Genomic DNA, 25,335 nt, shown 5'->3' on the forward strand with positions numbered 1-25,335 from the left:
TCGTCTCATACCATGTTTAAGAAACGGTTGGCTGCGTCAGGGCCTGCCCTCTCCGCTCACCTGGGACCGAAGAGGCAGGAACGTCTGCAGCATCAAGCAAATCTAGGCGTAAGCGCCGTGGCAATGCTTGTATTTCTTGCCCGAGCCGCAAGGGCAGAGCTCGTTGCGGCCGACCTTGCCCCAGGTCGAGGGGTCGTTGGGGTCGCGTTCGGAGGCCGCAACCATTCGGCTGGGCGCCATCACGGCTGCGCCGCCGCCGATCGCCGGCGGTTCGGAGAATTCGTCCTCGCCCGTCGTCGCATCGATATGGTGGGCTTCCATCGTGTCCGGTTCGTGCGGCTGCGGCGCATCGGCGGCCTGCTGAACGATTTCGACGCGCATGAGCTGACCGGTGACATGCATCCGCAACTGCGACAGAAGTGTCTGGAAAAGCTCGAACGCCTCGCTCTTGTACTCCTGCAGCGGATCGCGCTGGGCCATGCCGCGGAAGCCGACGACCGAACGCAGATGATCGAGATTGACCAGGTGTTCACGCCAGAGGTGATCAAGGGTCTGAAGCACGACCGACTTTTCGACATAGGCCATGGTTTCCGGCCCGTATCGCTCGGTGCGTTCCGTGGCCGCCTTGTCGGCTTCCGCCGTCAGGCGCTCGCGGAGGTCGTCCTCGGCTATGCCTTCCTCGGCCGCCCATTCCTCGATCGGCAGATCGAGGTTGAGATACTGACCGACCTCTTCCTTGAGCGCGGCGGTGTCCCACTGTTCCGCATAGGCCTTTTCCGGGATGTGTCGGGAGACCAGCGTGTCGATGACTTCGTGGCGCATCTCGGCGACGTCTTCGGTCACGTCTTCAGAATCCATCAGTTCGAGGCGCTGCTCGAAGATGACCTTGCGCTGGTCGTTCATCACGTCGTCGAATTTCAGAAGGTTCTTGCGGATGTCGAAGTTGCGCGCCTCGACCTTCTTCTGCGCCCGCTCCAGCGCCTTGTTGATCCACGGATGGACGATCGCCTCGCCTTCCTTGAGGCCCAGTTTCTGCAGCATGCCGTCCATGCGGTCGGATCCGAAGATGCGCATGAGATCGTCCTGCAGCGACAGGAAGAACTTGGAGCGGCCGGGGTCGCCCTGACGGCCCGAACGGCCGCGCAGCTGGTTGTCGATGCGGCGGCTTTCATGGCGCTCGGTCGCAAGCACGTACAGGCCGCCGGCGGAGATCGCCTGGTCTTTCAGCTTCTGGACTTCCGCGCGGATTTCCGCTGTTTTCTTCGCCCGTTCCGCCTCGTCCTCTATGCCCTGCAACTCCTGCTCGATGCGCATCTCGACGTTGCCGCCGAGCTGGATGTCGGTGCCGCGGCCGGCCATGTTGGTGGCGATGGTGATCGATCCCGGCACGCCGGCCTGGGAGATGATGTGGGCTTCCTGTTCGTGATAACGGGCGTTCAGAACCTGGAAGTCCTTCACGCCCGCCTCCTTGAGGAGGGCCGCCAGGGCTTCCGATTTTTCGATCGAGGTGGTGCCGACGAGCACCGGCTGCTTCTTGTTGCGGGCGGCGGTGATCTCCTCGATGATCGCCTTGTATTTTTCCTCCGCGGTGCGATAGACCTCGTCGTCCTCGTCAGCGCGGGCGATCGGCAGGTTGGTCGGCACCTCGACCACTTCGAGCCCGTAGATGTTGCCGAATTCTTCGGCCTCGGTCGCCGCCGTGCCGGTCATGCCGGCCAGCTTCGTATACATGCGAAAATAGTTCTGGAAGGTGATCGAGGCGAGCGTCTGGTTTTCCGGCTGGATCTTGACGTGTTCCTTGGCCTCGAGCGCCTGGTGCTGGCCTTCCGAATAACGGCGTCCCGGCATCATGCGGCCGGTGAACTCGTCGATGATGACAATTTCGCCGTTGCGGACGATATAGTCCTTGTCGCGGGTGAACAGCCGGTGGGCCTTCAGCGCATTGTTGACGTGATGGACGATCGCCACGTTTTCGATGTCGTAGAGCGACTCGCCCTTTAGAAGTCCGGCTTCCTTGAGCATGTTTTCGAGCTTTTCGGTGCCGTCTTCGGTGAAGCTCGCCGAGCGCTGCTTTTCGTCGATCTCGTAGTCGGCTTCCGAAAGCATCGGGATGAAAGCGTCGATCGTGTTGTAGAGCTCCGAACGGTCGTCGAGCGGGCCGGAAATGATCAGCGGCGTGCGCGCCTCGTCGATCAGGATCGAGTCCACCTCGTCGACGATGGCGTAGTGGTGGCCGCGCTGGGCCATGCTCTGGCGATCATATTTCATGTTGTCGCGCAGATAGTCGAAGCCGAGCTCGTTGTTAGTGGCGTAGGTGATGTCGGCGGCGTAGGCCGCGCGGCGGGCGTCGTCGTCCAGGCCGTGCACGATGGTCGCCGTCGTCATGCCGAGAAAGGCGTAGACCTGCCCCATCCATTCCGCGTCGCGCTGGGCCAGATAGTCGTTGACGGTGACGACGTGGACGCCCTTGCCTTCGAGCGCGTTGAGATAGACCGGAAGGGTGGCGACCAGCGTCTTGCCTTCGCCCGTCTTCATTTCGGCGATGGAGTTTTCGTGCAGGATCATGCCGCCGATCAACTGCACGTCGAAGGGCCTGAGGCCGATCACCCGTCGGGCGGCTTCGCGAACGGTGGCGAAAGCGGGCACCAGGAGATCGTCGAGCTTGGCGCCGCCGGCGAGCTGCTCGCGGAACATGTCGGTTCGCGCCGCGAGGTCGCCGTCCGACAGGGCCTGGATTTCCTCTTCGAGCGCGTTGATGGCGTCGACGCGGGGTTGGTAGGCGCGGACGCGTCGGTCATTCGACGATCCGAAAATTTTCCTAGCAAGGTTGCCGAAGCTGACCATGCAAATGGTCCTTTCTCGTATGTCAGTCAGGACTCGGGGCCGCTGCAAGGCGCATCAGGCCCAGAATACAAGGATGTATGACGCGGATCCGCCCGAAACCGAACTGGACGCAAAGTTGCGTGACAGATAAGAGTGGGCTTGAACGTTGTCAACGCCGCTGTTCGGGCCGGGCCGGGGCATATCTTCGCAACCGCAGACGGGAATCCGGCGGTGACGACCCTATGGTCGCAGATGCACGATTTTTCGGCGCCGCCTGTTGGATTGTCGCCGAACGGGCGCTATACCCGATCTGACGATCATGCCTGCAAGGAAACCAATTGCGGGATGAACGATTTCCCGGGAGCGACGTTGTCGTCTGTCTTGCGTACTTCAATCATGAAAGGTCATCCAAAATGACGATCAAATCGCCGCTTCGCACCGGACTGCTGGCAGCCGGACTTTTATGGGCGATCGCCGCCGGCGCACAGGAGCCGGAAGACCGGGTGATTGCGACGGTGGGCGGCGAGCCCGTGTATGAATCCGAACTCGTCTTCGCCGAGGGCGATCTCGATCCGCAGTTCGCGCGGCTTCCCGAACAACAGCGCCGGGCCGCGGCCCTGTCGGCGCTCATCGACATCAAGGTGATGGCCGACCAGGCCGAAAAGGCCGGACTTGCCGAGGGCGACGCATTCGAGCGGCGCATGCAGTTTCTGCGCGACCGCACATTGCACAACGAGTTCTTCCGCAAGGAAGTGATCGAAGGATTGTCCGAAGCGGATGTGAGAGCACGCTACGAAAAGGAAATTGCAGCGCAGCCAGGCGAACAAGAGGTCAAGGCGCGGCATATTCTCGTCGACAGCGAGGAGCAGGCCAAGGCGATCGTCGCCGAACTGGAAGCCGGCGCGGATTTCGAGGAGCTGGCCAAGGAAAAATCCACAGGGCCCAGCGGGCCGCAGGGCGGCGATCTCGGCTATTTCACCCGGGGACGCATGGTGCCGGAATTCGAGGAAGCGGCGTTTGCGATCGAACCCGGCGATTTCACCAGGGAGCCCGTCAAGACCCAGTTCGGCTGGCATGTGATCAAGGTCGAGGACAAGCGCGACGCGGCGCCGCCGGCCTTCGAGGAGGTTGTCGAACAGATCCAGCGCGTTCTCTTGCAGGAACAGTACATGGCCCTGCTGGACAAGGCGCGCGAAGGGGTCGAGATCGATGTCCAGGACGCGGAGCTCAAGGCCCTGTTCGACGCCGTCAACGCCGAGGCCGCCGCTGCTGAAGGTTCAGGCGACGACACGAAGTAATCCGGCGCGACAATCGCCGGCGCTCCCTCTGGAAACGACCCCGCCATGACCCAAAAGGTTTCGCCTCTCGCACCCTCTATCCTCACCACGACGCCGCCGCTCGACGGCGTGCGCATCGCGACCGCCGCCGCCGGGATCAAATACAAGGGGCGGACGGATCTTCTGGTGATGTGTTTCGACGAACCGGTTTCGGTGGCTGGCGTCTTTACCAGGTCGCTGTGCCCGTCGGCGCCGGTCGATTTCTGCCGGCGCAATCTCGAAGGCGGAAAGGCGCGGGTGCTTGTCGTCAATTCGGGCAACGCCAACGCCTTTACCGGCAAAAAGGGCAGCGAGGCGGCCGAACTGACCGCGCAGGCCGCCGCCCGCGCCGTCGGCTGTTTACCCAGCGAAGTGTTTCTCGCCTCGACCGGGGTGATCGGCGAGCCGCTGAACGCTTCGGCGTTTGCGCATGTGCTTGACGGGATGGTTGGCGAGGCGCAGGCCGATCGCTGGGAATCGGCGGCGCGCGCGATCATGACGACGGACACCTATCCGAAGCTGACCACCCGCGCCGTGAAAATCGGCGATACGGACGTCGCCATAAACGGCATCGCGAAGGGCGCAGGCATGATCGCGCCCGACATGGCGACGATGCTCTCCTTCATCTGCACGGACGCTGATATCGCGCCCGAGGTTCTTCAGTCGCTGCTTTCAAAATCGACCGGGCCGACCTTCAATTCCATTACCGTGGACAGCGACACCTCGACGTCGGACACGGTGCTGCTTTTCGCCACAGGCCGCTCCGGCGCGCCGCGGATCACCGAGGCTTCGGACAAGCGTCTGCGGGCTTTCCGCAAGGCCCTGGAGAGCCTGATGCGCGAGCTTGCGCTGCAGATCGTGCGCGACGGCGAAGGCGCGACGAAACTGGTGGAAATCACCGTCACCGGCGCCGCAAGCAACCGGGCGGCAAAGCGCATCGCCATGTCGATCGCCAATTCGCCGCTGGTCAAGACGGCGGTCGCCGGCGAGGACGCCAATTGGGGCCGCATCGTCATGGCCGTCGGCAAGGCGGGCGAGAAAGCCTTGCGCGACCGGCTGGAAATCCGGTTCGGGGACGTGCGGGTGGCCGTCCATGGCGAACGCGATCCGGATTACAGCGAAGCTGCGGCTTCCGAGGTGATGAAGCGTCCGGAAATTCCGGTGAAGGTCGATGTCGGCGTTGGCAAGGGCAGGGCGACTGTCTGGACGTGCGACCTGACCAGGGAATATGTTGCAATCAATGGCGATTACAGGAGTTGAGGTTTCATGTCGCCTGCCAAGGGGCTGCTTGCCGGAGGAACGTCTCAATCGAAGCGCAAGGCAGGCAAACCGGATCGTCCAATGCACAGACTGGCAATTGTAAGAAGACTTGAGGCCGTCGGATTCCGCGCCTGGCCCGCAGCCTCCATTCAGTATGACGGAAGCTGGCAGGTGCGGCTGACGGCGGGACACCCCTCGAAGCGCCTGAACTCCGTCAATCCGCTTGACCCTTCGGATCACGGCGACGTCGAGACGAGGGTCGAACGCGCCGCCCAGCGGTTCAGCGCCTATGGCCGGCCGCTGATCTTCCGGCAATCGCCGCTCGCGCCGCCGCAACTCGACGCCTATTTCGACGCCAAGGGCTGGCGCCGTTTCGACGAGACGACGGTGATGATGGCCGATATCCGCAAGCTGGATCTGGACGCGACGCTCGACCATCTGCCGGTTCGCGAACTCGGCCGTTACGTCGACGCCAACATTCAGGTGCATGGGCGCGACAAGTCGATCAAGCCTGGACTGACCGAGGTGATCAGTTCCATCCGACCTTCAAGCGGATGGTTCGTGATCGAGGAACCGGGCGCCGGACCGGTGGCGACAGCGCTGTGCGTGCACGACAGCGACATGGCCGGAATTTTCGAAGTGGCGACGCGCAGTGACCGGCGCAACAAGGGCTACGGACGCGAAGTGGTGACGGCGGCGCTGCGATGGGCCAGGATGCGGGGGGCCGAACAGGCCTGGCTTCAGGTCGGGACCACCAACGAGGCGGCGATGGATCTCTACGACCGCTTCGGTTTCGAGGAAATCTACCGCTACGACTATCGGCAGGCGCCGGACAACAGCGCGGATGAGTAGCGCCGCCTCGAAGCCGTCCATCGTGCTTGTGGCTGCGTGCGCGCTCGTCGACCAGGACCGCCGCGTGCTCATCGCGCAGCGTCCCGAAGGCAAGTCGATGGCGGGGCTGTGGGAGTTTCCGGGCGGAAAGGTCGAGGCGGGCGAGACGCCCGAGGAAACGGTTATCCGGGAGCTGGAGGAAGAACTTGGCGTGACCACGCGCGCAGCCTGTCTTGCGCCGCTCACCTTCGCCAGCCACGCCTACGAGACGTTTCACCTGCTGATGCCGCTCTATATCTGCCGCAAATTCGACGGTGCGCCGCAACCGCGCGAGGGGCAGGCCCTTAAATGGGTCCGGCCGGCGCGGCTGCGCGATTACCCGATGCCGCCGGCGGACGAGCCGCTGATCCCCTTCCTGATCGACCTGGTCTGAGGCTCCATTTAAGGCTGACCGTTAATCTATCATTTAGCATGTCGATGCTAGTAATGCCTGAAGTAACGAAGGTTTTTCAAGGCAATGCGATGAGTAATGACGAGTTCTGGTCATCTGTCTATTCAGGGAACGGAGAATCGAAAAGCCGCCGCCGGCTGAGCCTGGCGCGGCTCATACTCCTGTTTGGCGCCGCCGCCGTCACCATGGCGGTCGTGCTGCCGCCGATGCTCGAACACGCCGCCGATCGCCGCCTCGCCGGACACGCCGGCATCGACTACACGACCACGTCGTCCATCAGGAAACTCCATGACTATACGGTGCGCCGCAGCGTGCTGCAGCCGTATGACGATTCTGTCTGCATCATCAGCAAGTCCGGCGACTGCGACTGACGCCGCGCCGCGAACCAGTCATTCAGTGCGGCCCGACAGGCTTGCGATAAGTTCATCATCCAGATCCAGGTGATCGCGCGCCTCCGAGAGCACGCTTTGATGCACCACAGGCGGCTTCAGTTCGACATCCCTGCGAAAGGCTTTCACGATGGCTTCCAGGGCGGTGATGCGCGCATATTTCTTGCTGTTGGCCGGCACGACCGTCCATGGACTGGCGCTGGTCGAGGTTTTGGCGAACATCTCGTCGATCGCCTCTTCGTAATCGCCCCACCGGTTCCGGTTGCGAAAATCTTCATAGGTCAGCTTCCAGCGCTTGAGCGGATCGCGAAGCCGTTGCTCGAAACGCTGCAGCTGTTCTTCGGGGGAAATGTGGAAAAACAGCTTCACCAGCCGGACGCCGTCATCCGTGATCATGCGTTCGAAATCGTTGATTTCCCGGTAGCCGGCGCGCCACCTTTCCGGCGGCGTCAGTTCCTCGACGCGTTCGACCAGCACCCTGCCGTACCAGGACCTGTCGAACACCGTGATCGCGCCGCTCGGCGGCAGGCGCTCCATGAAGCGCAACAGAAAATGGCGCTGCGCGTAGTAGTTTCTGGGCGCGCCGATCGGCCACACCTTGAAGCTTCTCGGATCGAGCGCCGTCGACAGCCGCCGTATCGCGCCGCCCTTGCCGGCGGCGTCCCAGCCTTCGAAAACGATCACGCCCGACCTGCCGGACAAGAGATAGGCCTGCTGGATCTGCATCAGCGTGCGTTGCAGCTTCGCCAGCTTTTTTTCGTAGGCTGTCGTCGAGATCGTGAGTGACAGATCGACATCTTTGAGTCGAGGCGCTTTCACAGGCACATCCTTGGCTTGTTCATGAAGATCAAGTGCACGAAGTGCGGTTGATCCTACGTCGCGCGCCGCGCATTTCCAAGCCGGATCATGACCCGCTGTTCAAAGCATCCGTCAGGCTCATTTTCGCGGAGCCCGGCCGCAATGGCTTCTGTTGGCCCGGATCGGGCTTCCATCCCGACAGATACACGATATTGAAGCTCGCCCGGATGCGCCCGTCGTCATCGGCGTAGCGGTCTGCGTAGATTTCCGCGGCTCTCGCAAACAGCGCCCGCGTGGCGGGCCGGCGGCTGCGCCCCGCGAGCGGATTGGCCATGCCCATGTCGCGCAGATCGCCCATGAGATGGAACATCGTGTCGTAGCGCACCGTGTAGGTTTCGCTGTCGACGACCGGCAGCGCGAATCCGGCGCGCTGCAGGAGGCTTCCGCAATCGCGTATGTCGGCGAAGGGGATGATGCGGGGGCTGGCGCCGGTCGACAGTTCGGTTTCGGCGGAAAGCAGACAGTCCCGCAATTCGCCAAGCGTGCCCGCGCCCGGCAGAGCCGCGAGGAAAAGCCCGTCGGGCGAAAGGCTGTCGGCGATCTGTCTCAGAAGGCCCGGCAGGTCGTCGACCAGATGCATGGAGAGCGCCGAGACGACGAGTTGCAGGCGTTCGCGGTCAAACGGAAAGGCGTCGAACGCCGCGACGACGCGGCCGGCGTCAGGCGCATCATCGGTGAAAAGCTCGGGCCCGGCCTCGATGCGCGTGATGTCGTCGATCTTGCCGCTCCCGGCAAGCAGCCCGGCAATCAGCCCTGTGTGGCAATGCAGCGCCGCCGCGCGGGCGAAGCGGCGCTCGACGACGCCAAGCCTGTCGGCCAGTTCGCCGGCGACGACGCGCAGCAGGAAATCGGCCCCGGCAGGATTGCGGGCGAGCGCGCGCAGCCGGTTTTGCCGGATCATTTCGGTATCGAACAGCGTTTCGGCTTTCATTCGTCCAAGGTCCGAATTAGGCTCTTTCAGAGCGCATACACAGGGTTGTCATATGGCAGCAAGTCCGCACATGTCGAGTATTCTCAAGCAATGGATCCCCGCCGGCGGCGCTTTTCTCGCCGATCTGGTGTTTCCGCCGGTGTGCGCGGGTTGCGGCGTGCGCACCGGGCGCAACGGCGGCCTTTGCGCCGATTGCTGGACGTCCCTGCACTTCATCGAACCGCCGCTTTGCGACGTGATGGGAACGCCCTTTTCCTACGATATGGGAAAGGGCATCGTATCGGCCGAGGCGATCGCCGAACCGCCTCCGTTCTCGCGACTGCGGTCCGTTGTTCTCTACGACGATGTCGCCCGTTCCCTGACGCATCGCCTGAAATACAAGGACCGGACCGAACTCGGGCGCCTGATGGCGGGCTGGATGGCGCGGGCCGGCCGGGAACTGATCGAGGACGCGGAGGCGATCATACCGGCGCCGCTGCACTGGCGGCGGCGGCTTGCGCGCGGCTACAACCAGTCGGCGGAGCTTGGCCGGGCCGTTGCGGAGCTGTCGGGCAAGACCTATCTGCCAACGGCGCTGATGCGGCGAAAGAACACGCGGCCGCAGGTCGGTCTCGGCGCGGCCGCGCGACGCGACAATCTGCGCGGCGCCTTCGTGGTTCCGGACAGGGCGAAACCGGATATCTTCGGACGCCGGCTTCTTTTGATCGACGACGTCTACACGACCGGTGCGACGGCGCGGGCGGCCACCGCGGTTTTGCTGCGGGCCGGCGCGCAGGATGTGAGCGTGCTGACCTTCGCCAGGGTTGCGGCGGGGTGAGGTACGGCCCTATATGAAGAATAAATGACGAATCCATCCCGATTGTCGGGATGTGTTGATCCTCTTTGAACGGAGACTTCGGTGGCGGACATCGTAATCTATACACGCCAGTTCTGCGGCTTCTGCACGGCGGCCAAGCGGCTTCTCGACAAGAAGGGCCTGACCTATGACGAGCGTGACGCCAGCTATTCGACCGAACTGCGCCAGGAGATGTATTCCCGCGCCGGCGGCCGGACGACCTTTCCGCAGATCTTCATCGGCAAGACCCATGTGGGCGGCTGCGACGATCTTTTTGCGCTCGAAGACCAGGGCAAGCTCGACAGCCTGCTGCAATCGGCGGCGTGACGATGACGGATCCGGCGAAAGGCGCTTTCAAGGCGGCGGCGATCCAGATGCGATCGGGGACGGACCCTGAGCGCAATATCGCGGTGCTTCGCGACATGGTGCGCCAGGCCGCCGATCGCGGGGCCGACTATGTCCAGACGCCGGAGATGACCGGCGTGCTTGCGCGCAGCCGCAAGGACCTGCTTTCCGTGATCGGAGACCAGGCGACCTGTCCGGTGGCGGCCGCGGCCTCGGAGCTTGCAGCGCATCATCAGATTTATCTGCATATCGGATCGACGGCCATCGCGCTCGGCGAAGGCAAGGTCGCCAACCGGGCCTTTCTGTTTGCGCCCGACGGCGACCTGGTCGCTGCCTATGACAAGATCCACATGTTCGACGTTGATCTCGACAACGGCGAAAGCTGGCGCGAGAGCAACACCTACCGGCCGGGCGAAAGCGCGGTGACGGCGGAACTGCCTTTCGCGAAGCTGGGCCTGGCGATCTGCTATGACCTGCGCTTTCCGGAACTGTTTCGCAGGGAAGCGGTGGACGGCGCCAGTGTTCTGAGCGCGCCGGCGGCGTTTACGCGCCAGACCGGCGAGGCGCACTGGCACGTGCTCATCCGCGCGCGGGCGATCGAAAACGGCGCCTTCATGATCGCCGCCGCACAAGGCGGCAAGCACGAGGACGGCCGCGAAACCTATGGCCACTCGCTGATCGTCGATCCGTGGGGCAGGATATTGGCGGAAGCCGACCACGACGAGCCGGGATTGATCGTTGCGGAGATCGACAGCGCAAAGAGCGCCGAAGCGCGCGGCAAGATACCCAATCTGAACAACAGCCGGCCTTTCGACCTGACGGCGACTGCGCACGCCTCGGCCCTGTCGGTGATGGCATGATCAAGTTCAATCTCGTCTGCGACAGCGACCACCGGTTCGAGGGCTGGTTTTCGAGCAATGACGACTTCGACAAACAGTCGACGGCCGGGCTGGTGTGCTGCCCCGTCTGCAATTCCGCGAAGGTGGAAAAGGCGCTGATGGCGCCGTCGGTGTCGACCGCGAAGAAGAAAGACGCGGCGATGCAGCTCGCCATGAACACCGCGCAGTCGGCGGCAATGACACAGCTTCGCGAGGCGGTGAAGAAAATCCGCGACAATTCCGAGGACGTGGGCGCGCGGTTTCCCGAGGAAGCCCGCAAGATCCATTACGGCGAGGCGGAGGAGCGCGGCATCATCGGCCAGGCGACCCTCGACGACGCCAAGGCGCTGGTCGAGGAAGGCATTGGCGTGGCCCCGCTGCCGGACCTTCCGGAAGACAAGAACTGATCGCGCGTTCGGCGGACGCCGCCTGCATGTGTTTCGCCGCTGTCGGAATGCTTTCCTGCCTTTGTTCTGGAAGACCGGCCGTATGGATCGCGGATCTTCGTCCGCGATGAGCGAGAAGGAGAAGAGGTTCGTTCCAGGGCCTTCTCAAGCAGCCTTCATCGCGCATTATCCATCTCGTGCGGGATCGCTCGGGTTACTGGAAAAAAGAGCGATCTTGTTGCCCTGCGGATCACGAAGGTAGCCGACATAGAACCGGGGCCCGTACGAGGCGCGAAAGCCCGGCTGCCCCTCGTCTGAACCGCCTGCGGAAATCGCTGCGGCGTGAAGCGCGCGCACCTGACTTTGATCGAACGCCTCGAATGCGATCATGGATCCGTTGCCGGCGGAGGCCGGATGTCCATCGAAGGTTGGCTTGACATAGAAGTCAGGCGGGACGAACGAATGATCCGGTTGCGCCGGCAATGCGTAACTCAGCCCCTCCGGCCCCTCCTCCAGTTGATAGCCAAGGGCAGGCAGAAACGCAGAATAAAATTGTTTCGCAAGCGCCAGATCATCCGCGCCGACGGTGACGTAGGCAATCATGAGTCTTGTTTCTTCCCCAAAACATGGTGACGCAGACGAGATTGGCTGCGCTGTCGCAGGACGACGCAGATTTTGCCTTGAGGCGCACCCTCCTGTCGACGCCAAAAATCAATATTGGCGATTCCGGCCAAGTTCATCTTGCTTGTTGCAGGCTCACGGCGTCGCGTGTTGCTGTCGCGTCTGGAGCACAGACCCTGTGGTTCGCGGATCTTCGTCCGCGACGAGGGAAGAAGGCGCGGTTGTTTTCCGACAATGGAATCCGGCGTTCGCCTCGATAAAGCGAGACGGACGACCCGGCGATGCTCTCCGGTTTCCGTCCTCCCGCGCTTGACGCGGGAGTCGTACGCCCGTCGGCTACTTCTGTTCCGGCCGGGAGGCCAGCAGCATGTAGTTGACGTCGAGGTCGCGGCTGAGGTCCCAGCCGTCCTTGATCGGATTGTAGCTCACGCCCGTGCGGTCGATGATCGTCATGCCCGCGCGGCCGAGCGGCGTCTCGATCTCCTGCGGCCTCACCAGCTTTTCGTATTGGTGGGTGCCGCGCGGCAGCCAGCGCAGCAGATATTCCGCGCCGATGATCGCCAGCGCCATGGCCTTCATCGTCCGGTTGATGGTGGCGACGAACATCAGCCCGCCGGGCTTGACCATCGCCGCGCAGGCTTCCAGAAACAGATCGCGGTCGGCGACGTGCTCGACCACTTCCAGGTTGAGGACGATGTCGAACATCTCGCCGTCGGCGGCGAGCGCCTCCGCCGTCACCGCGCGATAGTCGATGTCAACTTCCGACTGCGCGGCGTGAACCTTGGCGACTTCGATATTGGTTTCGGACGCGTCCGCGCCCACGACCTGCGCGCCCATCCTCGCCATCGGTTCGCTGATCAGCCCGCCGCCGCAGCCGATATCGAGCACGCGCAGGTCATTTGCGGGCCGGGGCGCGGTGATGTCGCGTCCGTAATGGTCCGCGATCCGGTCGCGAATATAGGCGAGCCGAACGGGATTGAACTTGTGCAGCGGGCGAAATTTTCCCGTCGGATCCCACCAGTCCGCGGCCATGGCCGAGAACCGGTCGATCTCGGCCTGGTCGATGGTCGTTTTGCCGGGCGCGCTCATCTTTGCTCTTCCTTGTGTTCGATACAGGTAGTTGGACGATTGACGCTGGTTGTCAAGCACCGCGACTGACGGCAAGAAAACGCGACCGGGCGCGCGCTTGCGGGTTGCGTTCAATTTGTTTATGAGAGCGGCCACACCGCTCCGGGATCCGAGCGGTTTTGTTTTGCCGTAGCACCAGTCAGGAACTCTCGCCTCCAATGGCCCGCATCGTGATGAAATTCGGCGGTACGTCCGTCGCCGATATCGACCGCATTCGCAACGTCGCCCGGCATGTGAAACGGGAGACAGACGCAGGTCACGAGGTCGCCGTCGTCGTGTCGGCCATGGCGGGCAAGACCAGCGAGCTGGTCGACTGGACGCGCCAGGCCTCGCTCATCCACGACGCGCGCGAATATGACGCGGTCGTGGCCTCCGGCGAGCAGGTGACGTCGGGTCTCTTGTCGATCGTCCTCCAGTCGATGGGCGTCAACGCCCGCTCCTGGCAGGGCTGGCAGATACCGATCCGGACCGACAATACGCATGGCGCGGCGCGGATCCTCGATATCGACGGAAGCGAGCTCGTGCGCCGCTTCGGCGAGGGCCAGGTCGCCGTCATCGCCGGTTTCCAGGGGCTTGGCCCCGACAACCGCATCGCGACGCTCGGACGCGGCGGGTCGGACACCAGCGCGGTGGCGATGGCGGCTGCGCTGAAAGCCGACCGGTGTGATATCTATACGGACGTCGACGGCGTCTACACGACCGATCCGCGCATCGAGCCGAAGGCGCGGCGGCTGAAAAAGATCGCTTTCGAGGAAATGCTCGAAATGGCGTCTCTGGGAGCAAAGGTGCTGCAGGTGCGTTCCGTGGAACTGGCCATGGTGCACAAGGTTAGAACATTCGTGCGCTCGAGTTTCATCGAGCCCGACGCGCCGGGAATGGGCGATTTCGACAATCCGCCCGGAACGCTGATTTGTGATGAGGATGAAATCGTGGAACAGGAAGTCGTAACCGGTATCGCCTACGCCAGGGACGAGGCGCAGATCTCGTTGCGGCGTCTGTCCGACCGTCCGGGCGTTTCGGCCGCCATTTTCGGGCCGCTGGCCGAGGCCCACGTCAATGTCGACATGATCGTCCAGAACATCTCCGAGGACGGCACGAAGACCGACATGACCTTCACCGTGCCGTCATCCGACATGGAGAAGTCCCTGGCGGTTCTTGAAAAGGCGAAAGACGCGATTGGCTTCGACGTGGTGCAGAGCGAGCCGGGACTGGTCAAGGTTTCGGTCATCGGCATCGGCATGCGCAGCCACGCCGGGGTCGCGGCGACCGCCTTCAGGGCGCTGGCCGGCAAGGGCATCAACATCAAGGCCATCACGACGTCGGAGATCAAGATCTCCATTCTTATCGACAGCGCCTATGCGGAGCTTGCGGTTCGCACTTTGCATTCGGTCTACGGCCTCGATAAAACATAAGTTGAAAACCTCCCGGCGCCGCACGTCGACCGGGACAATGTGAAACCGGGAGCGACAGCGCGATGAGAGACCCGTCGGCAGGTCCGCGCGTTCTATTGCGAAAACTCCGCGAGCTCATGGCCGAAGCGCTGGAGCCGCAGGAACGGCTTGACCGTATCGTGCGCCAGATCGCCCAGAACATGGTCGCCGAGGTCTGCTCCTTCTATGTGCTGCGGGCCGACGGCGTGCTCGAGCTCTACGCGACGGAAGGCCTCAATCCAGGCGCCGTTCACCTGGCGCAGCTGAAGATGGGGCAGGGCCTCGTCGGCACGATCGCCGCCAGCGCGAGGCCGCTCAACCTGTCCGACGCCCAGTCGCATCCCGCCTTTACCTATCTGCCGGAGACGGGCGAAGAGATTTACCACTCCTTCCTCGGCGTCCCGATCCTGCGCGCCGGCCGCACGCTTGGCGTTCTCGTCATCCAGAACAAGGCGATGCGCAACTATCGCGACGACGAGCTGGAGGCGCTTGAAACCACAGCGATGGTGCTCGCCGAAATGATCGCCACCGGCGATCTGAAGAAGGTCACCCGACCGGGGCTCGAACTGGATCTCAGCCGTCCGGTGACGATCGAGGGCGAGACCTACGGCGAAGGCATTGGTCTGGGCTATGCCGTGCTGCACGAGCCGCGCATCGTCGTCACCGAACTTCTCAACGACGATATCGACTCCGAATTGAAGCGCATGGAAGAGGCGCTCGGTTCGCTCAGGCTGTCGATCGACGACATGCTGTCGCGCCGGGACGTCTCGATGGAAGGCGAACACCGCGCGGTGCTCGAGGCCTACCGGATGTTCGCATACGATCGCGGCTGGGTGCGCAAGCTGGACGAGGCGATCCGCAACGGCCTTACGGCGGAGGCGGCCGTCGAGAAGGTGCAGAGCGACACACGCGCGCGCATGATCCATATGACCGATCCCTATCTTCGGGAGCGGCTGCATGATTTCGACGATCTGGCGAACCGCATGCTGCGGCAACTGACGCGGTTCGACGACAAGGATCAAAGCGCCGATTTTCCGGATTCCGCGATTATTGTCGCCCGCGCCATGGGCGCCGCCGAACTGCTCGACTATCCGCGCCCGAAAATCAGAGGCCTCGTGCTGGAGGAGGGCGCGGTCACCAGCCATGTGGTGATTGTCGCCCGCGCCATGGGCATTCCGGTGGTCGGTCAGGCCTCCGGCATCGTGTCGATGACGGAAAACGGCGACTCCATGATCGTCGACGGCGACGATGGCGCAGTGCATCTGCGGCCGATGGCCGACCTTGAAAGCGCCTACGCAGAGAAGGTGCGCTTCAGCGCCCGCAAGCAGGAACAGTATCGCGCGCTGCGCGAAGTCGCGCCCGTGACCCGTGACGGCGTCGAGGTGACCTTGCAGATGAATGCGGGCCTGCTTGTCGATCTGCCGCAATTGCGCGAATCCGGCGCCAGCGGCGTCGGCCTGTTCCGCACCGAACTGCAGTTCATGATCGCTTCGCGAATGCCCAAGTTCGAAGAGCAGTGCAACTTCTATCGCAGCGTGATCAAGCAGGCCGAGGGCAAGCCCGTGACCTTTCGCGCGCTCGACATCGGCGGCGACAAGGTGGTGCCGTTCTTCCGCGGCGCGCATGAGGAAAACCCGGCGCTCGGCTGGCGCGCGATGCGTCTGGCGCTCGACCGGCAGGGCATTCTGCGCGTGCAGCTGCGCTCGCTCCTGCGGGCGGCGGCCAACCAGGAACTGCGTTTGATGTTTCCGATGGTGACGGAGATCGACGAGTTCAGGACCGCCCGGACGCTGGTCGCCCGCGAAGTCAACCACCTGTCGCGCTTCGGCCATGATCTTCCGCGAAAAGTCGAACTCGGCGTGATGCTGGAAGTGCCGAGCCTGATGTGGCAGCTCGACGAGGTGATGACCGAGGCCGACTTTGTTTCGGTGGGATCCAACGATCTGTTCCAGTTCACCATGGCCTCGGATCGCGGCAACGCCAGGGTGAGCAACCGTTTCGACCCGCTCGGCCGCACCTTCCTGCGGGTCTTGCGGCAGATCGTTCTGGCCGCGGAACGCAACGCGACGCCGCTGACGCTGTGCGGCGAGATGGCCGGTCGGCCGCTGACCGCCATGGCGCTGATCGGAGTCGGCTTTCGCTCCATTTCGATGGCGCCGGCGGCGATCGGTCCGGTGAAATCGATGCTGCTTGCGCTCGACGCGGACCGTCTGTCGAAAGCGCTGCTGCCGGCCCTCGACAACGGCCTCACCGGCATGCCGGTGCGCAACCTGCTGCTTGAATTTGCGGAAGAAAACAACATACCGCTGTAACCCACCTCTGTCCGGAAACACCCATGGCAACCCTTCCACTGGAAAAGATGCGTCAACTCGAGACTCGCTTCGGCGAAATCGAGGCGCGTATGGCGCAAGGTCCCGAATCGGACGTCTATGTCAGGCTGGCGTCCGAATATTCGGAGCTGGAGCCGGTGGTCGCCGCCATCCGCAATCACGGCAAGACCGTTACGGAAATTGGCGATCTGAAGCAGATGCTGAAGGATCGCGACACCGAGCAGGACATGCGCGCGCTGGCCGAACTCGAACTGGCGGAGCTTGAGGAACGGCTGGCGGAGCTGGAAGCGCAAATGCAGGTGATGCTTCTGCCCAAGGACGCGGCGGACGAGAAAAGCGCGATCCTGGAAATCCGCGCCGGCACCGGCGGATCGGAGGCGGCGCTGTTCGCCGGCGACCTGTTCCGCATGTATGAGCGTTACGCCGGATCGCACGGATGGAAGGTGGAGGTCGTCAGCGCCAGCGAGGGCGAAGCGGGCGGCTACAAGGAAATCGTCGCGACCATCTCGGGTCGGGGCGTGTTCGCCCGCCTGAAATTCGAGTCCGGCGTGCATCGCGTGCAGCGCGTGCCGGAAACGGAATCCGGCGGCCGGATTCATACCTCCGCCGCAACCGTCGCGGTGCTGCCGGAGGCGGAGGAAATCGACGTGGAGATCCGCAACGAAGACATCCGCATCGACACGATGCGGGCCTCCGGCGCGGGCGGCCAGCACGTCAACACGACCGACTCGGCTGTCCGGATCACGCACCTGCCAACCGGCGTCGTCGTGACCCAGTCGGAAAAGTCGCAGCACCAGAACCGCGCCCGCGCGATGCAATTGCTGCGGGCGCGCCTCTTCGACATGGAGCGGCAGAAGGCCGACAGCGAGCGGTCGGCCGAGCGCAAGAGCCAGGTCGGGTCGGGCGATCGGTCCGAGCGCATCCGCACCTACAATTTTCCGCAGGGGCGCGTCACCGATCATCGCATCAACCTGACGCTCTACAAGCTCGACCGGATGATGGAAGGGGAGATAGACGAGGTCGTCGACGCGCTGATCGCCGATTATCAGGCCGGTCAGCTCGCCGCCCTGTCCGAGACCTGATCTCTGTGATCAAAACCGCGCCAGAGTTCAGCGCCGCGACGATCGCCGAGGCCGTCAAGGCCGCCGGCCGTCAATTCGCCGAGGCCGGTCTGGAGGCGCCGGAGCGCAGCGCGCAGATCCTGATCTGCGGTTTGCTGGACATCGGCTTGACCGAACTGGTGCTTGACGCCGGCAATGCGCTGGATGTTGAAACGCAAAGCCGCGTCGCTTCCGCCGTCGCGCGCGCTGTGAACGGCGAACCGGTCCATCGCATTCTCGGCCGGCGCGAATTCTACGGTCTCGAACTGCAGCTGAACGAGGAGACGCTCGAACCGCGCCCGGACACGGAAATCCTGGTGGACGCCGCCTTGCCGCACGTCACGGCGATTGCGGCGCGGCAGGGCGGTTGCGACATTCTCGATCTCGGCACGGGAACAGGCGCAATCGCCCTCGCCATCCTTTCACATGTGAAGCAGGCGCGCGCGCTTGGCGTGGACATCAGCGAGAAGGCGGTTCTTGCGGCGACGCAGAACGCCCGCCGCCATGGCCTGGGTGAGCGCTTCCGCGCGACGACCGGGGACTGGTTTGACAATATTTCCGATCGTTTTGATGTAATCGTCTCCAACCCGCCCTATATCCGCAGAAGCGATATTGACGGGTTGTCCGACGCGGTGCGTCGCCATGATCCGGTCCGGGCGCTGGATGGCGGGCAGGACGGCCTGGACGCCTACAGGATCATAGCCCGGGAAACAGACAAGCATCTCAGACAGGGCGGACGCATTGTCCTCGAAACCGGTTTCGACCAGCATGACGCGGTGATTGCGCTGTTTGACAAACACGGGCTGGAGTGCCTGGAGCGCCGCCGTGATCTCGGCGGCAGAGACAGGGTTCTGGCTTTCGCGCGCAAGGCGTTGTAGAAGCGTTGACGGCGCCGCAGCATTGCCGATGCGGTTGATTGGAAATTTGACGGACATATTCAAAGAAAAGGCTTGGAATTACCGGCGAAGCACGTTAGTTTCCGGTCAACGTCACGCAAATGATCGTAAATGCATAACCGGATCCCAAGGCTCTCCGGGTTCGTGCAATGATCGGATGGCGTTGGAATCTGCCCTATCTGAGACAGTGAAGCGGGAAGAGCGCTGGCGCGCATTTCCATGCCGCACGGGGGAGCCGGATGTTAGGTCCGGTGAAGGGCGCAGAAGATTACCCAGAAAAGGACATAAATCAGGTGAGTGACTTATGAGGTCTGGACAGCAGAACAAACGCGGTCGCGGTCGCAACAACAACAACAATAACAATAGCGGACGCAAGAACGGCAATCCCCTGTCTCGGTCATATGACAGCAATGGTCCTGACGTTAAGATTCGCGGCACGGCGCAGCACATAGCCGACAAATATGCGACTATGGCCCGTGACGCTCTCGCTTCCGGCGATACGGTCATGGGGGAAAATTATCTGCAGCACGCAGAGCATTACAACCGCATCATCATTGCCGCGCAGGCGCAGATCCAGGAGCGCAGCATGCGCGAGGATCGCGACAATTCGGAGCGCGAGCAGCCGCCCGTCAACCAGGCGTCAGGCAATGACCAGCCATCCCCCGAGCCTCAGGAGGTGAACGGTTCCCATCCTCCCGTCATGGGATCCGGGCCGCAGCCGGTCATCGAAGGAACGCCCATGGAGATTTCCATGGAGGAGGAAAGCGCCCAGCAGCAGGTTCGCAAAACGCCCCTGCGTCGACGCGCCGCACGGCCCAAGCGGGCGCGCAACGGCAATGGCAACGGCGCGCATTCCGAGGACGAGGCAGCGTCTGCGGCGTCGAACGGAGCCGACAGCGGTGAAAGTTCTGAGCAGGAAAACGCCGCGCCGGCCAGCAAAAGCGGCGCCGGAGAGCAAGCCACGGCCGCGCCGACCGAAGCCTGATCCTCGCATCCCATACGCATCATGACATGACGCCCGGTTCCTGACCGGGCGTTTTTCATATGCGTCGCCGCAGCACTTGAAGGCGGCGGCCTGCAAACCCCATATGAGGCATGAAGGCGGCTCGCCGAATCCGGGAGCCGGTCCACATTTTTGTTCCGCGCCGTTCACGGGCGGAACATGAAACGGAGACATGACCTATGAATATGGAAAAATACAGCGAACGCGTGCGCGGGTTCCTGCAGTCGGCGCAGACCTATGCGCTTGCAGAGGGGCATCAGCAATTCACGCCCGAGCATGTGCTGAAAGTCCTGCTTGACGATCCGGAAGGCATGGCCGCATCCCTGATCGACCGCGCCGGCGGACGGGCGAAGGACGCCAGGGTGGCCGTTGACGCGGCGCTTGCGAAACTGCCGAAGATTTCCGGCGGAAACGGACAGATCTATCTTTCCCAGCCGCTCGCCAAGGTGTTTTCGACCGCCGAGGACATCGCCAACAAGGCCGGCGACAGCTTCGTCACCGTCGAGCGTCTGCTGCTCGCCCTGATGATGGAAAAATCCGCCGCGACCTCGAAGCTGCTGGAAACGGCCGGCGTGACGCCGACTGCGCTCAACCAGGCGATCAATGAAATCCGCAAGGGCCGCACGGCCGACTCCGCCAACGCGGAGCAGGGCTACGACGCCCTGAAGAAATACGCCCGCGATCTGACCGAGGAAGCCCGCGAGGGCAAGCTCGATCCGGTGATCGGACGCGACGATGAAATTCGCCGCACGATCCAGGTCTTGTCGCGGCGCACCAAGAACAATCCGGTGCTCATCGGCGAACCCGGCGTCGGAAAGACGGCGATCGCCGAGGGCCTGGCGCTGCGCATCATCAATGGCGACGTACCGGAATCCCTGAAAGACAAGCAGCTGCTTGCGCTCGACATGGGCGCCCTGATCGCCGGCGCGAAATATCGCGGCGAATTCGAGGAGCGCCTGAAGGCGGTGCTTTCGGAGGTCCAGTCGGCCGCCGGAAACATCATCCTGTTCATCGACGAAATGCACACACTCGTCGGAGCCGGCAAGGCGGACGGCGCAATGGACGCCTCCAACCTCTTAAAGCCGGCGCTGGCGCGCGGCGAACTGCACTGCGTGGGCGCAACGACGCTCGACGAATACCGCAAGCACGTCGAAAAGGACGCTGCTCTCGCGCGCCGGTTTCAGCCCGTCTTCATCGACGAGCCGACGGTGGAGGACACGATCTCCATCCTGCGCGGCATCAAGGAGAAGTACGAGCAGCACCACAAGGTCCGGATCTCCGATTCGGCGCTGGTTTCCGCATCGACGCTGTCGAACCGCTACATCACGGACCGTTTCCTGCCCGACAAGGCGATCGACCTTGTGGACGAAGCGGCTTCGCGTCTGCGCATGCAGGTGGATTCCAAACCGGAAGAACTTGACGAACTCGACCGGCGCATCATCCAGCTGAAAATCGAGCGCGAGGCCCTGCTGAAGGAAACCGACAGGGCTTCCAAGGACCGGCTCAAGAAACTCGAAGAGGATCTCGCCTCTCTTGAGGAAGAGGCCGATGCGCTGACGGCGGCCTGGCAGGCTGAGAAGCAGAAGCTGGGTCTGGCGGCCGAGCTGAAGAAGCAGCTCGACGACGCCCGCAACGAGTTGGCGATCGCCCAGCGCAAGGGCGAGTTCCAGCGCGCCGGCGAACTGGCCTATGGCGAGATCCCGGATCTGGAAGCCAAGCTCGCCGAAGCGGAAGAGACCGGCAATGAAGGTTCGGCGATGGTCGAGGAGACCGTCACGCCCGACCACATCGCCCATGTGGTTTCACGGTGGACCGGCATTCCGGTCGACAAGATGCTCGAGGGCGAGCGCGAAAAACTGCTGCGCATGGAAGACGTGCTGGCGAAATCGGTCGTCGGTCAGGGCGAGGCGGTGCAGGCCGTTTCCAAGGCCGTGCGCCGTGCGCGCGCCGGTCTGCAGGACCCGAACCGGCCGATCGGCTCGTTCATTTTCCTTGGCCCCACGGGCGTCGGCAAGACGGAACTGACCAAGGCGCTCGCCCGGTTCCTCTTCGACGACGAATCCGCGATGGTGCGTCTCGACATGTCGGAGTTCATGGAGAAACACTCCGTGTCGCGGCTGATCGGCGCCCCGCCCGGATATGTCGGCTACGACGAAGGCGGCATGCTGACGGAAGCAGTCCGGCGCAGACCCTACCAGGTGATCCTGTTCGACGAGATCGAAAAGGCCCATCCGGATGTCTTCAACGTGCTGCTGCAGGTGCTTGACGACGGACGTCTTACCGACGGCCAGGGCCGCACCGTCGATTTCCGCAACACGCTGGTCATCATGACGTCCAATCTGGGCGCGGAATACCTGACCGGCCTCGGAGAGAACGACGATGTCGACAAGGTTCGCGATCAGGTCATGGATGTCGTTCGGGCGTCCTTCCGGCCGGAATTCCTGAACCGCGTGGACGAGATCATCCTGTTCCATCGCCTGCATCGCGACCAGATGGGAGCAATCGTCGATATCCAGATGGCGCGGGTGCAGACCCTGCTCAGCGATCGCAAGATCGTTATCGATCTGGGCGAGGACGCGCGTAACTGGCTGGCTGACAAGGGATATGATCCGGCTTACGGCGCGCGGCCCTTGAAGCGGGTGATCCAGAAATACCTGCAGGATCCGCTGGCGGAAAAAATCCTCGGCGGCGAGATCACCGACGGCCAGACCATTCAGGTTTCGGCCGGTTCGGACAGGCTGCTGTTTTCGACGACCGACAGCCAGGTCGAAGCCGCCTGACGATCCGCAGATATGCACGAGAGCAAGATGGCCCGGTTTGTCCGGGCCATTTTCGTTTGTGACTGATGTGGAAAATCTACGTCAGAACGCGGACGCCAGCCGGGCCGTTCCGCTTTCCGGATTGACCAGCTTGTCGATACGCTCGCGCTCGCGCTGGAACTCCGCCAGCGCCTCGCCGGCCAAGGCCTTGCCCTCGGGCAGACGCACGCGCATCGGGTCGACCTTGCGGCCATTGACGATCAGTTCGTAGTGGAGATGCGGACCGGTGGACAGGCCCGTCGAGCCGACATAGCCGATCACCTGACCCTGCCGCACCCTTGCTCCCGGCACGATGCCCTTGGCGATCGAGGTCTGGTGCGAATAGGAGCTTTCGTAGCCGTTGGGGTGGCGGATGATGGTCTGCTTGCCATAGCCGCCCTTGTTCCAGCCGGCCTTTTCAACCACGCCGTTGCCGGCCGCGATGATCGGCGTGCCGCGCGGCGCGGCCCAGTCCACGCCGGTGTGCATGCGGCGGTATTTGAGGATCGGATGGCGGCGCATGCCGAAGCCCGACCTGAAGCGGCCGTTGGGCACCGGGTTCCGGATCAGGAACTGGCGTGCGCTGCGACCTTCCGAATCATAATAGTCGATCGCGCCGGTTTCAGGATTGTGGAAACGGTAGAGCTGGACATCGTTGTTGCCGAAGGTCGCCTTGACGAACAGCAATTGCGAATCGATGTCGGCCGCCTCCGTCTGCTCGTTGACCGAAAACAGCGCTTCCATCGTGTCGGTGGGCTTCAGCTTCGCCTGGAAATCGACGCTGCTTGCGAGCATTCTCACCAGCTTGTCGGTCATGTCCAGATCCATGCCGTAGGACAGGGCTGCGCGGAAGATACCGTCATAGATGCGGGGCAGATCGCGCCCGGACGAAACGGCGACCGGCTGGTTGTCAAAGGCGGTTTCCACAGCGGCCGATTTCGGCGGCTCTTCGGCGGATGCGAGGATTTCGCTGTCATTGATCGCAACGGATCCGCGGTGCCTGCTGCCGGAATAGACGGACGCGCGAATTATGCGCTTGTTCTCGCCGCGCTGTTCGAGGCCGAGGCGAACCACATCGCCTTCGGAAAGATCTTCGGAGCCGGTTTCGCCGGCCAGGAAATCGGAAAAATATTGCGCCTGGCTCTTGTCGTAGCCTGCGTCCACGAGCGCGTCCACAATCTTGACGGTGGAGCGGATCGGGATGATGTCGTCGATATACTCGATGGCGTTGGCGTTTGACGTCTGGACAGGGCTGACGGAAACATTTTCCGCGACGACCTTTGCATTGATATTCGTTGCTACGGCAAACGGACTGTCCGCGCCATTGAAGGTCTGCGGGTTGACATAGTGCATGGCCGCAACCTGCAGCTTGCCATTGTCGAGCGCCATTTCGCTTTTGCGCGCTATTTCCTCGGCTTCGTCGACGGTCAGATTTGCAGCGTAGACATAGGGAACTGCGGTCAGCGGAAACTCGGTGATCTTCAGGCTTATTTCCGAATCGACGTCAGCGCCGTAGATGACGCCGGTCGGCGTCGCCGGCGCTTCTTCCTCTTGCTCTCCGGAGGAGAATATCTTCAGCGGATCGAATTTCGGATAGTCGATCTTTACGCCATGATTGGCGGCAAGAGCCATCTTTACATGCGCGAATGGTTTGCTTCGGATGACGCTGCGGTCGCCTTCGTCGATCATGGTCGAGACCTCGATGATCGATCGATCGGTCGGTTTCGCGGCGATTGCGGTGCCGACAAGCCGGCTGCCTTTTTCGGCGCCCAGCGAGTTTGCGCGGTCGCTTTCCGTTTCAGTGGAAGCATAGGCTTCGCCAGGAATAGCCAACTGTTCGCGTCCGTCGAGGGCTGCGAACAGCGCAATGCCCATCAGCGCGCTGGAGGTGATGCCTGTCAGAAAGGTGCCGGACAGCCAGCGAATGGAGACTTCACGACGATCGGGGGCTTTGCGGCCGTCCGCGAGAAGCGGCTCGTCCTCCCCCAATTGTTTCGCTACATCGCTCTCTTTCGCCATCGTTGGTCGTCTGTCCCCAATTCCTTTTTCGATTGCGACGCCGGCTCACGAAATATCAAACATTTCATGTGCCTCGTCGATCGCGGCGAGTCAATCTCCGGCCGAATCATTCACCCGAAATAAAGAGAAACGTCCCGAATGCCTACCCGATTCCATACAGAGACTACGATTCGCTTCGGGAGCGATCTGCAGGCTGTTGTTTTAATGAGGCAGCAATAGGGCGTCGGAACCTTTGTCCAGAGAATGTTTTATTCGGTCCCAGACGGGGGTGCGGCGAAAACCTGAAAAAAATTTGGATTACGGCTAAAAAAATAGTGGCGGCGCCCCCATATAGGGAAGGCCGACGCATACTCTTGTCGCCGGACAGCACTCTATCAACAAGCATGAAAAGCCCGGTTTCCGGGGCTTTCAACACGATCTTCCAGGCAGACGTTCGCGTCTGTCAGAAAACTTTCACAGAGTTGGAAAATAGGTGTTGACTTGGCGAAACTGTGTTGGGTATATAGCGCCACCAACGAGGGCGGTGTCGCCGCTGGCGACGCTACGTTTTGCCTTGTTGGTTTCCGGAATGGGCTTTTGAGCTTTGTTTTGGACCTGGACGGGACTTTAGAGTTTTGTTTGGGGAACGGGATGGTTTTCCCGTGTTTTTTGACAATTGAATAGGGGAAAGAGAAACGTGGGCGGCGGTCTGCTGCATGCCTGATTTT

Annotated in this window: 22 protein-coding genes; 15 read left to right on the top strand and 7 right to left on the bottom strand. The window is 62.5% G+C overall.

The genetic code is table 11. From position 1 onward, the window contains the following. Window positions 1–102 precede the first annotated feature (102 nt). Window positions 103–2,844 carry a preprotein translocase subunit SecA gene (gene secA / locus K1W69_RS26680; protein WP_220231539.1) on the bottom strand — a complete coding sequence of 914 codons (2,742 nt, stop codon included), beginning with the start codon at window positions 2,842–2,844 and terminating at the stop codon, window positions 103–105. Between the two features lie 392 nt (window positions 2,845–3,236). Between secA and K1W69_RS26685 the strand changes: the two genes are divergently transcribed. From K1W69_RS26685 to K1W69_RS26705, 5 genes are all read left to right on the top strand, one after another. Then, window positions 3,237–4,121, top strand: a complete 885-nt coding sequence (locus K1W69_RS26685; RefSeq protein ID WP_220231540.1) for a peptidylprolyl isomerase — start codon at window positions 3,237–3,239, stop codon at window positions 4,119–4,121. Between the two features lie 45 nt (window positions 4,122–4,166). After that, the gene (gene argJ / locus K1W69_RS26690) at window positions 4,167–5,399 is read left to right on the top strand and encodes a bifunctional glutamate N-acetyltransferase/amino-acid acetyltransferase ArgJ (protein WP_220231541.1); all 1,233 of its coding nucleotides are present in this window, start codon (window positions 4,167–4,169) and stop codon (window positions 5,397–5,399) included. A gap of 81 nt (window positions 5,400–5,480) precedes the next feature. Next, window positions 5,481–6,251, top strand: coding sequence for a GNAT family N-acetyltransferase (locus K1W69_RS26695; RefSeq protein ID WP_220231561.1), 771 nt, complete (start codon window positions 5,481–5,483; stop codon window positions 6,249–6,251). Next, window positions 6,244–6,663: an 8-oxo-dGTP diphosphatase MutT gene (gene mutT / locus K1W69_RS26700; RefSeq protein ID WP_220231542.1), complete on the top strand. Its 420-nt coding sequence runs from the start codon at window positions 6,244–6,246 to the stop codon at window positions 6,661–6,663. Before K1W69_RS26695 ends, mutT begins: the two co-directional genes overlap by 8 nt. An 89-nt stretch (window positions 6,664–6,752) precedes the next feature. Continuing rightward, window positions 6,753–7,052: a hypothetical protein gene (locus K1W69_RS26705; RefSeq protein WP_258571398.1), complete on the top strand. Its 300-nt coding sequence runs from the start codon at window positions 6,753–6,755 to the stop codon at window positions 7,050–7,052. A gap of 18 nt (window positions 7,053–7,070) precedes the next feature. Here the strand turns inward: K1W69_RS26705 and K1W69_RS26710 are convergent, their stop codons facing one another. Next, complete coding sequence (locus K1W69_RS26710; RefSeq protein ID WP_370688323.1) at window positions 7,071–7,889, bottom strand: polyphosphate kinase 2 family protein; 819 nt, start codon at window positions 7,887–7,889, stop codon at window positions 7,071–7,073. Window positions 7,890–7,974: 85 nt separating this feature from the next. After that, entirely contained in the window at window positions 7,975–8,859 is an 885-nt protein-coding gene (locus tag K1W69_RS26715) for a methyltransferase domain-containing protein (RefSeq protein WP_220231544.1), read from the bottom strand. A gap of 70 nt (window positions 8,860–8,929) precedes the next feature. Here K1W69_RS26715 and K1W69_RS26720 point away from each other — a divergent pair, with 70 nt between their 5' ends. From K1W69_RS26720 to K1W69_RS26735, 4 genes are all read left to right on the top strand, one after another. After that, complete coding sequence (locus K1W69_RS26720; RefSeq protein WP_220231545.1) at window positions 8,930–9,676, top strand: ComF family protein; 747 nt, start codon at window positions 8,930–8,932, stop codon at window positions 9,674–9,676. An 81-nt stretch (window positions 9,677–9,757) separates the two neighbouring features. Further along, window positions 9,758–10,021, top strand: coding sequence for a glutaredoxin 3 (grxC, locus tag K1W69_RS26725; RefSeq protein WP_220231546.1), 264 nt, complete (start codon window positions 9,758–9,760; stop codon window positions 10,019–10,021). 2 nt (window positions 10,022–10,023) lie between these two features. After that, window positions 10,024–10,899, top strand: coding sequence for a carbon-nitrogen hydrolase family protein (locus K1W69_RS26730; protein WP_220231547.1), 876 nt, complete (start codon window positions 10,024–10,026; stop codon window positions 10,897–10,899). Continuing rightward, window positions 10,896–11,324, top strand: a complete 429-nt coding sequence (locus K1W69_RS26735) for a DUF1178 family protein (protein WP_220231548.1) — start codon at window positions 10,896–10,898, stop codon at window positions 11,322–11,324. The genes K1W69_RS26730 and K1W69_RS26735 overlap by 4 nt, the downstream gene beginning before the upstream one ends. Before the next feature lie 165 nt (window positions 11,325–11,489). On the opposite strand, the gene K1W69_RS26740 is transcribed toward K1W69_RS26735, so the two are convergent. Next, window positions 11,490–11,906 (bottom strand): VOC family protein, encoded by a 417-nt coding sequence (locus tag K1W69_RS26740; protein WP_220231549.1) that lies wholly within the window; start codon window positions 11,904–11,906, stop codon window positions 11,490–11,492. A 354-nt stretch (window positions 11,907–12,260) separates the two neighbouring features. After that, window positions 12,261–13,013 carry a bifunctional 2-polyprenyl-6-hydroxyphenol methylase/3-demethylubiquinol 3-O-methyltransferase UbiG gene (gene ubiG / locus K1W69_RS26745; RefSeq protein WP_220231550.1) on the bottom strand — a complete coding sequence of 251 codons (753 nt, stop codon included), beginning with the start codon at window positions 13,011–13,013 and terminating at the stop codon, window positions 12,261–12,263. Between the two features lie 197 nt (window positions 13,014–13,210). Here ubiG and K1W69_RS26750 point away from each other — a divergent pair, with 197 nt between their 5' ends. The 6 genes from K1W69_RS26750 to clpB all read left to right on the top strand — a co-directional run bounded on the left by K1W69_RS26750 (window position 13,211) and on the right by clpB (window position 22,591). Further along, window positions 13,211–14,464, top strand: coding sequence for an aspartate kinase (locus tag K1W69_RS26750; protein WP_220231551.1), 1,254 nt, complete (start codon window positions 13,211–13,213; stop codon window positions 14,462–14,464). 62 nt (window positions 14,465–14,526) lie between these two features. Continuing rightward, on the top strand, window positions 14,527–16,794 hold the full coding sequence (gene ptsP, locus K1W69_RS26755) for a phosphoenolpyruvate--protein phosphotransferase (protein WP_220231552.1): 2,268 nt from the start codon (window positions 14,527–14,529) through the stop codon (window positions 16,792–16,794). Window positions 16,795–16,817: 23 nt separating this feature from the next. Continuing rightward, window positions 16,818–17,894, top strand: a complete 1,077-nt coding sequence (prfA, locus tag K1W69_RS26760) for a peptide chain release factor 1 (RefSeq protein ID WP_220231553.1) — start codon at window positions 16,818–16,820, stop codon at window positions 17,892–17,894. Window positions 17,895–17,899: 5 nt separating this feature from the next. Continuing rightward, a complete protein-coding gene (prmC, locus tag K1W69_RS26765) occupies window positions 17,900–18,790 on the top strand; it encodes a peptide chain release factor N(5)-glutamine methyltransferase (RefSeq protein ID WP_370688324.1) in 891 nt (296 codons plus the stop codon). Between the two features lie 322 nt (window positions 18,791–19,112). Next, on the top strand, window positions 19,113–19,793 hold the full coding sequence (locus tag K1W69_RS26770; RefSeq protein WP_220231554.1) for a DUF4167 domain-containing protein: 681 nt from the start codon (window positions 19,113–19,115) through the stop codon (window positions 19,791–19,793). Window positions 19,794–19,990: 197 nt separating this feature from the next. After that, window positions 19,991–22,591 carry an ATP-dependent chaperone ClpB gene (clpB, locus tag K1W69_RS26775; RefSeq protein ID WP_220231555.1) on the top strand — a complete coding sequence of 867 codons (2,601 nt, stop codon included), beginning with the start codon at window positions 19,991–19,993 and terminating at the stop codon, window positions 22,589–22,591. A gap of 81 nt (window positions 22,592–22,672) precedes the next feature. Here clpB and K1W69_RS26780 read toward each other — a convergent pair whose 3' ends face one another. Both K1W69_RS26780 and K1W69_RS26785 read right to left on the bottom strand, forming a co-directional pair. Then, window positions 22,673–24,628 carry a M23 family metallopeptidase gene (locus K1W69_RS26780; protein WP_220231556.1) on the bottom strand — a complete coding sequence of 652 codons (1,956 nt, stop codon included), beginning with the start codon at window positions 24,626–24,628 and terminating at the stop codon, window positions 22,673–22,675. A gap of 374 nt (window positions 24,629–25,002) precedes the next feature. After that, window positions 25,003–25,335 (bottom strand): hypothetical protein (locus K1W69_RS26785; RefSeq protein ID WP_220231557.1); only part of this gene is annotated, 333 nt, incomplete at its 5' end.

The organism is Flavimaribacter sediminis (assembly GCF_019492055.1).
GTDB lineage: Bacteria > Pseudomonadota > Alphaproteobacteria > Rhizobiales > Rhizobiaceae > Flavimaribacter > Flavimaribacter sediminis.